Annotated in this window: 10 protein-coding genes and 1 tRNA gene; 6 read left to right on the top strand and 5 right to left on the bottom strand. The window is 51.4% G+C overall.

The features are described from left to right. Positions 1–3 precede the first annotated feature (3 nt). The 3 genes from ihfA (at position 4) to EC839_RS05680 (ending at position 787) form a co-directional block, all read left to right on the top strand. The gene (ihfA, locus tag EC839_RS05690; protein WP_007159196.1) at positions 4–306 is read left to right on the top strand and encodes an integration host factor subunit alpha; all 303 of its coding nucleotides are present in this window, start codon (positions 4–6) and stop codon (positions 304–306) included. Then, the gene (locus EC839_RS05685; protein WP_007159195.1) at positions 287–646 is read left to right on the top strand and encodes a MerR family transcriptional regulator; all 360 of its coding nucleotides are present in this window, start codon (positions 287–289) and stop codon (positions 644–646) included. The genes ihfA and EC839_RS05685 overlap by 20 nt, the downstream gene beginning before the upstream one ends. Positions 647–710: 64 nt before the next feature. Then, a tRNA-Pro gene (locus tag EC839_RS05680) sits at positions 711–787 on the top strand. 159 nt (positions 788–946) lie between these two features. Here the strand turns inward: EC839_RS05680 and EC839_RS05675 are convergent. The 4 genes from EC839_RS05675 to EC839_RS05660 all read right to left on the bottom strand — a co-directional run bounded on the left by EC839_RS05675 (position 947) and on the right by EC839_RS05660 (position 5,498). Beyond that, a protein-coding gene (locus tag EC839_RS05675; RefSeq protein ID WP_132832473.1) for an IS3 family transposase occupies positions 947–2,109 on the bottom strand; the annotation gives its coding sequence in 2 pieces (ribosomal slippage) (positions 947–1,854 and positions 1,854–2,109; 1,164 coding nt in all). A gap of 256 nt (positions 2,110–2,365) precedes the next feature. After that, positions 2,366–3,472: a hypothetical protein gene (locus EC839_RS05670; RefSeq protein WP_132832472.1), complete on the bottom strand. Its 1,107-nt coding sequence runs from the start codon at positions 3,470–3,472 to the stop codon at positions 2,366–2,368. Between the two features lie 135 nt (positions 3,473–3,607). Beyond that, positions 3,608–4,657, bottom strand: coding sequence for a hypothetical protein (locus EC839_RS05665; protein ID WP_132832471.1), 1,050 nt, complete (start codon positions 4,655–4,657; stop codon positions 3,608–3,610). A gap of 502 nt (positions 4,658–5,159) precedes the next feature. After that, on the bottom strand, positions 5,160–5,498 hold the full coding sequence (locus EC839_RS05660) for a histone-like nucleoid-structuring protein, MvaT/MvaU family (RefSeq protein ID WP_132832470.1): 339 nt from the start codon (positions 5,496–5,498) through the stop codon (positions 5,160–5,162). Between the two features lie 625 nt (positions 5,499–6,123). On the opposite strand from EC839_RS05660, the gene EC839_RS05655 reads away from it, so the two are divergent. From EC839_RS05655 to EC839_RS05645, 3 genes are all read left to right on the top strand, one after another. Further along, entirely contained in the window at positions 6,124–6,423 is a 300-nt protein-coding gene (locus EC839_RS05655; RefSeq protein ID WP_165904660.1) for an AlpA family transcriptional regulator, read from the top strand. Then, positions 6,416–7,978, top strand: coding sequence for a YfjI family protein (locus tag EC839_RS05650; protein ID WP_165904659.1), 1,563 nt, complete (start codon positions 6,416–6,418; stop codon positions 7,976–7,978). Before EC839_RS05655 ends, EC839_RS05650 begins: the two co-directional genes overlap by 8 nt. 228 nt (positions 7,979–8,206) lie before the next feature. Then, positions 8,207–9,301 (top strand): inovirus-type Gp2 protein, encoded by a 1,095-nt coding sequence (locus EC839_RS05645; protein WP_165904658.1) that lies wholly within the window; start codon positions 8,207–8,209, stop codon positions 9,299–9,301. On the opposite strand, the gene EC839_RS05640 is transcribed toward EC839_RS05645, so the two are convergent. Beyond that, positions 9,266–10,318 carry a hypothetical protein gene (locus tag EC839_RS05640; RefSeq protein WP_132832467.1) on the bottom strand — a complete coding sequence of 351 codons (1,053 nt, stop codon included), beginning with the start codon at positions 10,316–10,318 and terminating at the stop codon, positions 9,266–9,268. The two genes, EC839_RS05645 and EC839_RS05640, sit on opposite strands and share 36 nt — an antisense overlap. Between the last annotated feature and the right edge of the window lie 594 nt (positions 10,319–10,912).

The following is a 10,912-nucleotide window of genomic DNA, read 5'->3' as shown; positions in this document are numbered from 1 at the left end:
CGCATGGGGGCCCTGACGAAAGCTGAGATGGCCGAACGTCTGTTTGAAGAGCTCGGTCTGAACAAACGTGAAGCCAAGGAATTGGTCGAACTGTTCTTCGAAGAAATTCGTCATGCGCTCGAAAGCAACGAGCAGGTCAAGTTGTCCGGTTTCGGCAACTTCGACCTGCGCGACAAGCGCCAGCGCCCCGGACGCAATCCCAAGACAGGGGAGGAGATACCCATCACGGCGCGCCGTGTGGTGACCTTCCGCCCCGGGCAGAAACTCAAAGCCAGGGTCGAGGCCTATGCTGGAACCAAGTCATAACGACGAACTGCCGGTCATACCGGGCAAGCGCTACTTCACCATTGGTGAGGTGAGCGACCTTTGCCTGGTCAAGCCGCACGTGCTGCGCTACTGGGAACAGGAATTTCCCCAGCTGAACCCGGTGAAGCGCCGCGGTAACCGGCGCTACTACCAGCGCCACGACGTGCTGATGATCCGTCAGATCCGCTCGCTGCTGTACAACGAAGGCTTCACCATCGGCGGGGCGCGCCAGCGCCTCACCCAGGGCGATGAGACCCGCGACGAGGGTTCGCAGTACCACCAGCTCATCCGCCAGATGATCAGCGAACTCGAAGAAGTCCTCGTCGTGCTGAAGAAGTGAAAAAAAGCTTCCATTAATCAAAGTGTTGCAGTAAGATGCACGCCGTTCCCTAGAGGAACACAGTCGGGGCGTAGCGCAGCCTGGTAGCGCACTTGCATGGGGTGCAAGGGGTCGAGTGTTCGAATCACTCCGTCCCGACCAAAAAACTCAAATAAATCCAGTCACTTAGCGGTGTCTGGATTTTTTTATGCCTGGTAAATTTTGGGCGCTTGCCAATTTGCCCCACTTTTTACCCCACCGCTGATTCATGCTCCACAACAGCGTCCGCAACCGACGTAGCAATCGCCTGCCTTGTAGTGGTCAACCCACCCCGGACAGTGGTTTAAGTTTTTCTTCAGCCACCGCTGGCGGTAGCCCGCCATTGTGTTGATGTGGCCTGATCCAGTTGTAGCGGTGCATCAGGTAATGGCTGATGTCCCGCTGGGCTTCCATGGCCGTCAGGTAACCAGTCGCTGGAATCCACTCTGATTTCAGGCTGCGAAACAGGCGCTCCATCGGCGAGTTATCCCAGCAGTTCCCCCGGCGACTCATGCTCTGTTCGATCCGGTAACGCCATAGCCGCTGCCGGAACAGGCGGCTGGTGTACTGGCAGCCCTGATCGGAATGAAACAGCACCTGCTGTGGCTTGCCGCGCTGCTCGTAGGCCATGTCGAGGGCCTTGATCACCAGCGCGGCATCCGGCTTTGTGGAAAGTGCCCAGCCAATCGTCCGTCGGGTGTACAGATCCAGCACCACGGCCAGGTAATGCCAGCGACCTTGTGCCCAGACGTAGGTGATATCGCCGCACCAAAACCGGTTCGGGTGCTGGACAGCGAATTCACGGTTTAGTCGATTCGGGATATCCGGACGCTCAACCGTGGCCTGTTTGTAAGCGTGCGAGCCCGGCTGTTTGCTGACCAGGCCCAGCTCACGCATCAACCGACGCACACGAAAACGGCCGATCGTCACTCCGTCTTCGCGCAGCATGCCCAAAATGCTGCGGCTGCCAGCCGAGCCTCGACTTTGGCTAAACAACTCGTTAACCCGACTACGTAGCGCAACGCGACGAGCATCGACACGACGATGTCGAAGCCGATGGGTGTAAAAGCACGACCGCGGCACATCGAAAGCTGAACAGACCACTTCTACCGACTCCTGCTCACTCAATTGGTCTATCAGCGCGTACGATCGAGTTCGTCCGACATCAAGAGAGCGGTAGCCTTTTTTAATATCGCTTTCTCCCGCTCCAGCCGGTTGATCCTGGCTTCCAGCTCTTGGATCTTCTGCTGCTCGGGTGTGAGCGCTTTGCTCGTTGGGGTAACGCCCTGGCGCTCATCCTGGAGCTGTTTTATCCAGCGGCGTAATGCCGAGTCCGCAACGCCCAGCGAACGACAGGCTTCGATATGGCTGTAGCCTTGATCCAGCACCAAGGCAGCTGCTTCGCGTTTGAACTCGGTGGAAAACGTACGTCTTTGCTTGCTCATCGAACACCTCTTAACGGCGAGGATTTTCGCCTAAATCGGTGTCCGGAATCAGTAGACCACTACAAAGCTGCGTTGATACCAACTATGAATACTTGGCAATCCAGCGGAGATCCGTCGCACATAAACGGACGGTCATGAAATGGAGAGCCCATCAGGTCTCGCAGGTCAGCTTCGAATTTCCCTATGTCCATTCGCTTTGAGTCCATGCAGAAAACGAAAAGCCTGCTAGAAAGCAGGCTTTTTTACAACGATCAGATTAGCGCTGTGTGACGGTCGCGCTATTGCTCATGCCGTTCTGAGTGATTGTCGCTGTGTCTACGCCGAAGCTTGAACCGTACACACCTTGAGTCAAGGAGGCATGGTTAGCGGTACCGGTCTGATCGATGATGCCACTATCGCCGTAAGGCGAGCCGTTCTGCGCAACTTCGATTATGTTGTCAGCGCCGTTTTGGGCGATGTCGAGCGAGCTACCATCCCCATCCTGCTGGATATCAACTAGGTTGCGCTCACCGGTTGAGACACCGTTAACGCTATTGGAGCGGCCTGCCTGGTCTACATTCAGCAGGTTGTCAGCACCCGACTGGGTAAAGGTAATCGAACCCATTGCTGAGTTGTCATTAATCTTGGCCAGATTGCGATCACCCTCCTGCGTCAGGTTGATATAGCCACCCGAGTAGCGACCGCCGCCCGATTGAGAGACCGAGACATCGTTGTCATTACCGGTCTGGCTGATGCTTGTATGAGCACCTTGGAAGTCAGCGTACTGGCTCAGGCTGATAGTGTTCTGCGTACCGGACTGATAGGTGTCCGCCGATACAAATCCACCGCTTTGTACAGCGTGAAGCTCGTTGCCTTGGCCGTGCTGTTCGGCCACAACGCTATTGAAGGCACCCGACTGATCCAGGTCAGTCAGGTTCTCCTGACCATCCTGGTAAATCTTGCCGTAAAGTCCTTGTTCGCTACCTATCTGATCGACGCGAACATCGTTGTCATGGCCGATTTGAGCGACTTGAGCGTACGAGCCGCCGCCCGTAGTCGTTTGAAAGACGCTTACCTCGTTGCCCACGCCGTCTTGGGATAGATTGGCTTCAGAGCCATAGCCCACCTGATCAGTAGTCAGAACGTTTTCGGCGCCATACTGGGTGGCCGAGACTGTAAGGTCGCTTCCTTCTTGCTCTGATTGAGCCACATTGAGGTCACCACTCTGAACAAGGGTGGATGCATTGCCGATACCGGCCGACTGGGTGGTTTCCGCTTTATTGAGGTTGCCAACCTGTTCCACCGACGCGGAGCTGTCGGCAGCTTGTGCGTGACCAGACAAGACAAGAGCGACTGCAGCGGAGAGAAGGGTGCGAATGAACATTGGGATAAACCTTTTGTTTGGAGCCAAGGATGGTCGGGCTTCAACGAGTTAGGCATATGGGCCGAATAATTGATTGTTGACCCGTTGGGGCTTCGATTCAGAAGGGGAGTCTCGAGCCAAGCTCCCCACTAGAGGTCAGTGACCTTGAACGACAGTCGCAGAATTGCCTGTACCGTTTTGCAAGATATTGGCCATGCTGGTGGAAGCGCCTTCCTGGGTCAGGTTTTGAGTCAACAATGCAGAGTTGGTTGACCCGGTCTGGCTGATAACACCGATGTCGCCTTCACCCCACCAGCCGCCTTGGTTCGCCACGATGATGTTGTCGTTACCGGACTGAGCCACTTCAAGCGAGTTGAAGTCACCACTCTGGTTGATGTCGATCTGGTTACCGTCACCGATGGACGAGCCGGAGAAAGAGGTGTTGCGTCCGCTTTGCGCAGCAGTCAGACGGTTGGCTGAGCCTGTTTGCTCGAACTCGAAGGTACTCCACGCACCGGTTGCAACAATGTTGGCTGTGTTATCGAGTCCATTCTGCGTCAGGTCGACACTTCCGCCCGAGTGGCGCCCGCCATCTGTCTGGTAGATATTTGCAGAGTTAGAGGAGCCGGTTTGAGATACGTTTGTGCTCGCGCCGTACGGCCAGGCTCGCTGATGAAGATAGAGGGTGTTGTTCGTGCCGTTTTGAACGGCCATAGCATCTGCGCCACCTTCCTGCGTTACCAGTGCGTAATTGCCCGTGCCGCTTTGCTGTCCAGCATAACTGTTCACCCGCTCAGACTGGCTGACGGTAGTGATGTTGTAGTTGCCTTCCTGCAGCACCTCAGCACTGTGGTTGGCTACGTCGTATTGAAGGACTACAGCAGTATTGTTTCGTCCGATCTGGTCGACGACCGCGCTATGGTTCCCGCTGTACTCGTCCTGAGCGTCATACTGGTAGACACGTTGATAGTTACCGTCGCCCTGCTGAGAAAGGCGGGCGGTATTGCCGTCGCCGATCTGCTCGGTATCCACGACGTTTTCTTCACCACTCTGGTAAATGGAAAGGCCGAGGTTGGTGCCACTTTGACTAGCTTCAATGCTATTTAAGCTGCCAATCTGTTCGGTAGTAACCTGGCTGTCAGCAGCCTGTGCCTGGCCGATGAGTACCAGAGTAACGGCAGCCGCGAGGAGGGAGCGGGAGTGCATGCTCAGAATCCTTTGAGTGAGTGGAGACAGGATTCTCGTCACATGACGGCACACTGGTATCAATCGTTCGGTGGATTCAGACAGGCGCAATGGCTTTAGCCTGACTTATGAGTCGGATCAGAACAAATTAGGCTAGGGATGCGAAGCTAACTCGGATAGTAAGCAGGATTGCGGGATGGCATTTGCAAAAAAAAGGGTGAACGGAATGCCTCGTGTGCAGCCACCCTTCGGCGGGGTTTTTGTTGCTGGTGCGTATTACGGGCCACGCAGCAAGCCGATCGTGCTTAACGCTCGGCTCTGAGCGATGATCTAGGCGGAATGTATTTCAGATCGCGCTGGGTCCCGCACACTTGGCACGAACCTGCGTCCCAGTGCCGATATGACGGCTTATACCGAAAGCAGCGGGACAGCGTTGCTGGGTAGAAAGGTCCGCAAAAAGAAAGCCAGGCATTGCCTGGCTTTAGCTAATCGAGCCGCTGCTTTATTGCAGCCACCCCTCCACCTACTCAGCTCCGTACTGCTCTTTCCAGGCCTTCAGTACCTTATGGTTGCCGCCTTTTGTCTCGACCGTCTCTCCGGTTTCTGGGTTTTTATACACCTTGACCTGGCGCTGGCGGCGCGGGCCACGCGCAGCTGGAGTAGCGCTTTCCGGGCTTTCTTTCGGTTCTAAAATATCGATGATGCTCCGCAGGCCTATTCCGTACTCGGCCATAAGGTCGCGAAGCTTTTCTTCGAATTCAATTTCGCGCTTCAGTCCACCATCGTTTTTAAGAGCATCAAGCTGTTTGAGTTGGGCTGCGAGTTGAGCCTCAAGGGCTTTGAATTCTGCAAGTTTGGACATGAAAGAGCCTATCTATTGAGGGGGATGCATAACTTAACGGTAAATCTTACTTGTGTTTTATGAGCCCGGCTGGCCCCGGTTATTCTGGCCGATCAAGCTGAGCCGAGTTACCCGGTTATAGAAGGGCCAGGATCGTTGGCAACGACCACGTAAAAAGAGCTCCGTTTACCGCCGGCTGCCTACGTAGATGACTAGGTAGGTGGGGAGCATTGGAGTTAGATACACGTCTCGATTCGAAGACAGCGGATCGCAAGTTTGGAGTTCGCTAATACTAGGCCCAGCCAACCCCTACCTCAAACGTGACCAAGGGTTAGCAGCGAACCTCTATCCAGCCGACTAACGTGTTTGGACGGGCTGCGGCTGGTTCGCTTTATGTCCCTATTGAAGAAAGCAAATTCGCTGCGCCCTTAGGGTGGTCACCGCTATTTCCGCTATCGATAGCAGCAATAGCAATGGCAGCCAGCCTCAGAACGCCGGATCCAAGTGAGTCGAGCTTATCGCGACGCCGCTGTCAAGAGGCAAGCCGTAACGGCCGTAACGGCCTTTCCGTTACCATGTCGTCATTGCCATTTCAATGTCAGAGTTATATGTTTTTCTCCGCATCTAGTGCGGAGGAAGTTTAACTATGAGCAGCCAAGAAGCGATGCCCATAACAATGCTGCGATTGAAGGAGGTTACAAAGCGAACTGGTCTGTGTAGATCAACTATATATAACAAGCTTGACTCAAAGTCGCCTCGCTACGATGCGAGCTTTCCTAAACAAGTTAAGTTGGGAAGCGGCACCGTGCGCTGGATAGAGGCAGAAATTAGTTTATGGCTTGAAGAGTGCATAAATATTTCTAGACAGTACAGTCAAATCAATGGTGGAAAATATCCAGAAAAGTACGGCGACGTCCATCTTGGGAGAGGGAGTAAAAATGTTTGACCAGAGCCATGACCAGTTTTGGATGCGAAATTTTAAGTTGGGAAACGAACCATCTCTCGCGGCGCTCCCCTTGATAAGTGATGCGGTTAACGAGGCGGTAGTTAATATACAAGCCCCCCGTGCGATCATTCTCAACGCGGTACTGACTGCAATTTCTACTGCACTTCAGGGGTTAGTTGACGTCCAGAAGCCAAACGGGCAAGTAACGCCGTGCTCTCTTATGCTGCTTGCGATTGCAAACTCGGGCGAAAGGAAATCAACGGTTGAAAACGCTTTTTTGCAGCCTTTCAGGGATTTTCAGTTCGAGCAGGAACCAAAGCATGATGAGGAAATATGTGACTGGAAGGCCAAGAATGATGCTTGGTCAGTACGGCGGCACTCAATCGTAAAAGAGATTAAAAAAAAGAGCTCCAAAGGTTTGCAAACCAAAGCTGAAGAGGCAGCATTGTTATCTATTGAACGAGAGCGTCCAGCTAAGCCAAAGAGGTTCAAAATCCTCTATGAGGATGTCACCCCTGAAGCGTTGTTTCATGGGATGCACAAGGATCTCCCAACTGCTGGACTTATATCAAGCGAGGGAGGTGGGATACTGGAAGGACGTGCTTTCAATGATTTTTCAAAACAAAACGCTATCTGGAGCGGCGATTCAATAACCATCGATAGGAAAACTGTAGACAGTTTTCAGCTTAATGACGCAAGGCTTACCGTGTCTCTGATGGTTCAGGAAAGCGCTTTTTCTGCACATATGAAGCAGCGGGGCGAGCAGGCTAGAGGTTCGGGGCTATGGGCGAGATTTTTGATATGCCACCCGCACTCTACTCAAGGCACTAGATACGTTGGTGCAGGAACTAATTCATGGATCAAGAAAGAGACATTTAATTTAAGGCTGGGATCATTGCTCGAGGAAAACCTTCGTGTGTACAAGGCGGGCGACAGAAAGCGCAGTTTGGTTGCCTTTACTCCTGAAGCGGTACAGCAATGGATACAGACATCTAACAAAATTGAGGCGCAGATATGCGCTGGCGGGAGATTCCATGGCCTGGGGGACCATGCATCGAAACTGGCTGACGTCATTGCTCGCCTAGCGGTGCTGTTACATCGCTTTGAAGGATTCGAAGGAGATGTATCTGTTACCACCCTGAACACAGCCGAGGAAATTGCCGGATTCTACTCGGAGGAATTTATCCGGCTTTTCAGTCAAGACCACAAGGATCTAGTTGATGAAGAAGTCATGCTGAACTGGCTGGTCAGAACACAAGCGAGTGGTCAAAGATTTATTAAAAGAAATTTAATCAGGCAGTACGGCCCTAACAGGTTTAGGCATAAGGACGCGTTGGACTCCGTGCTTATCCGGTTGGCGAGTAAAGGAAAGATAGCAGCTGCCACGTTTGCTGGCGACAAATCTCTATACGTAGATACTTGTCCATGGATGCCTTTCCTTACACCAAACCCGTCGCAAGTACAGGTTACTAACTTCTACCACGACAATGGTAATCAAGCAGCCGGCCACCCAGCACTACATTTCACTCAGTGTCTGCCTGGCTATACAATTTAAGCATGTATCGAGCAGATGGAATTAAGGATTACATTCTAATTGGTTGCATGTATCTACAGGGTAATCATTAAGTAACATTGGATTGCTCTTACATGCTTAGCATGGCTACCCTATGCATGTAAATGCATAGGGGTCACTGCTTCAATCAAAGCTTGTGGTTTGGACAATGTTGTTATGACACAAGCAATATGGCCGCTAAGAGCCATATTGCGTGTTGGATCAAGGATAATGATTATGCTCTATGGGACTGACTGGTTAGCTAGTGTAGAGCTTGAAAAGCTAATAATTGAAGAGCATAAGGGGTCTGAATGCTTCCATCTAGAGGAGAGCTTGATATTAGAGGTAAGAAACATAGAGCGGCTAATGCAAATGATTGGAGGTAGCGAAGAGCCGCTGTTCTTTTTTGATTCCCTCAAAGAGGGAGCGGTTATCTGTCGGAAGTTTGGACGGTCGCTATACACATTGCTGAGGAGGGGGGTTGTTACGATAACGCATACATTACCCTATCATGAGATGAATCCATATGTGGAAGTTTATTTTAAGCACGTTGATAAGCTCTCCTCGTTCTGCGAATTTTGGCCAGTTGACGCCATGCGAGGGAAAGTAGCGGAATCTTTTGTCCTGGCTGCTAACGACCTCGTGTCAGAACTTCGATGCGAGCTCTCAAGTGCAGACTTTAAGTCAATATTGAAGCGTTTCAAAAGAGCTTCCCTAAAACGAACTAAAGGGCTTGAGCGCTACATTGATGACTTATTTCAACAGCATGCAAGGATGTTGGTTTTACGTATTGATTTGTCATATGAAGGCGGTTATCTAAGCGGTCGGCTTGATTTTGATTCTGACATATCAGCAGTTAAACGACATTGGTCAAAAATGCAGACAGACCTTCACAAGGGAAAACCTGTCAGTGGCCTTCTAGGTTTCGTTTGTAAGCTCGAATACGGACATCTGAAAGGCTTTCATTTCCATCTTCTGCTTTTTTACAGCGGTTCGGAGCATCGTCAGGATGGAGGTTTGGCACGAATGATTGGCGAGCATTGGAAGAATAGCGTAACGGAAGGGAGGGGGCGGTTCTATAACTGTAATGCGAACAAGCAACGATACAAGAACGTAGGGATAGGGATGATCAGCTACGATCAGAGCGATAGGATAGATGTGCTAAAAAACAAGGTTGGCGCTTACCTCACCAAGGTCGATTATTGGGTGCGTCTCTCTCCATCGGTGGGACGCTCGTTTTCTAAGGGCAACAGCCCAAAGCTGAGCGCAACTAAGAGAGGACGCAAAAGATCAGATGGCCAGATCCCTCGGACACGTGATGTTTAGATCAGGTAACTTTATGATTGTAAAGGCAGCACTCGCTAGCCGCCTTGTCATTTTATGATCTTCATTTGTAAGATATTTTACGACCTCGTGTTTTTTATCATAATTTTTCTGAAAATTATCATTTCTAAGATTCCAGAAGTGAATAGCGGCCTCATTGATCATGACTAACGAGACCGATGCATGCGCTGGGTATTTTTTGGTGATATCTGGCGAAACTGTTCCTTTAGCTGTCATTTCATAAAGCTCGGCCGGAAGCAAGGAGAGCGCTGCCTGATGTATCAAATCAATGCCTTGATTTGAAAGCTTCCCCCTCAGCCATTTTTTGATTTCTTTTAATCTGGAAACTTTATTCTCAGCCGTAATGTCGCTGCTAGCTAAAAAGATGCTAGATGCCTGATTAAGTAGAAACAGGTTATCAGACATCCACTCTTCTCGTCTAAAGTCCCGGGGTTGACATGTCTCGTTGACCAACTTTAGCGCGTCGTCTCGCTGGATTAGAACCTCCCGCTCGGTAACGGTAATTTCGTCAGGACGGACTTCTTTTGATGAGGATGTGATAAACAGCTCTGCCTTCACAACCAATGCTCGCAACGGACTGATACTCTCATGAAACAATGTGTACGCTGGAGTCGTTTCAATTGTGTGGCTGCGGCTGTAAAGGAAGGCTTCCTCAAAGCTGCGCTTGGTGACTTGACCGGTTGCTGTGATTTCCTCCCACTCGGACGAATCGATCGAAAAGAAGTTGATGTCGCGTTCAACTTTTCTATAGTGGTCATGGCTATCGTTAAAGGGAGTCCCCCCTTTTTTGGGTCTCAATATGCTTTGTACCGTTCGGATTTCAAAAGGGGGATTTGTGATGTGCGCTCGCGCAGAAACCCAGACAGTAGTATTTGTGGGGCGGTGAAGCAGAAGGGTTATTCCGTGTGCTTTAATTCTCTCGGTTAGTACCTGTCTAGAAATTCTATGTTCGTCAGCCAGTTGTAGTAGCGGCAGGACAAGAATGGATTCGTCAATCATCGTACTTAGGCCCTTATAGCTGAGGTGGCATGGTTCGCTAAGCTAAAGCTGCTTTGTTCGAATCTTCTCAACGTACTCAAGCTTTGGATACGCTTGATATTGAGTACAGCTGTATAGGCAGGGTCTTGGACTGATCTCAAGGGGATGAGGCACATGGTTGCCTTGTGTAAGATCAAGGTTAGCGGGCTCGGTTCCAGGCCACCGAGACGGGATGTGTCTTGCCGAGTGTCGGGTACGCTCGTGTTCGGCTTTTGGGCTCATGCAATGCCTGATATGGGCGCATGGGTCCGCTTGTATGGACGGGGCGAGGACCGTCATGATTGATCGCGCGCTGTGACATAGGCGAGCCTCCATTAGGTGTGCTCGTTGTCAAATTGACTCAACATTTTACCGGTTAACAGCCAATTGCCGATTGTCGCTTCGTTCAGCGTCGCTCACCGTTACACGGCGCCAAACTAAGGGTAGTGCTAAGGCAGGCTTTCAATGAGCCCGCGTGACCTAGGGATGCTCCGAACAACTTGCCGCGCGGCAGCGGCAAGCCGAAAATTCACTCAGCAATCAGCGCTTTCCGCTGAAAATGGCCTGATGCAGCGT

It is taken from the genome of Pseudomonas sp. JUb52 (assembly GCF_004341115.1).
Lineage (GTDB): Bacteria > Pseudomonadota > Gammaproteobacteria > Pseudomonadales > Pseudomonadaceae > Chryseomonas > Chryseomonas oryzihabitans.
This window is presented reverse-complemented; position numbering and strand designations above follow the sequence as displayed.

Excerpts from the sequence above, each read along its gene's own strand:
- EC839_RS05660 (WP_132832470.1), bottom strand. The coding sequence starts at position 5,498 with ATGTCCAAACTTGCAGAATTCAAAGCCCTTGAGGCTCAACTCGCAGCC.
- EC839_RS05650 (WP_165904659.1), top strand. The coding sequence starts at position 6,416 with ATGTTTGACCAGAGCCATGACCAGTTTTGGATGCGAAATTTTAAGTTG.
- EC839_RS05685 (WP_007159195.1), top strand. The coding sequence starts at position 287 with ATGCTGGAACCAAGTCATAACGACGAACTGCCGGTCATACCGGGCAAG.
- EC839_RS05655 (WP_165904660.1), top strand. The coding sequence starts at position 6,124 with ATGAGCAGCCAAGAAGCGATGCCCATAACAATGCTGCGATTGAAGGAG.
- EC839_RS05670 (WP_132832472.1), bottom strand. The coding sequence starts at position 3,472 with ATGTTCATTCGCACCCTTCTCTCCGCTGCAGTCGCTCTTGTCTTGTCT.
- EC839_RS05645 (WP_165904658.1), top strand. The coding sequence starts at position 8,207 with ATGATTATGCTCTATGGGACTGACTGGTTAGCTAGTGTAGAGCTTGAA.
- EC839_RS05665 (WP_132832471.1), bottom strand. The coding sequence starts at position 4,657 with ATGCACTCCCGCTCCCTCCTCGCGGCTGCCGTTACTCTGGTACTCATC.
- ihfA (WP_007159196.1), top strand. The coding sequence starts at position 4 with ATGGGGGCCCTGACGAAAGCTGAGATGGCCGAACGTCTGTTTGAAGAG.
- EC839_RS05640 (WP_132832467.1), bottom strand. The coding sequence starts at position 10,318 with ATGATTGACGAATCCATTCTTGTCCTGCCGCTACTACAACTGGCTGAC.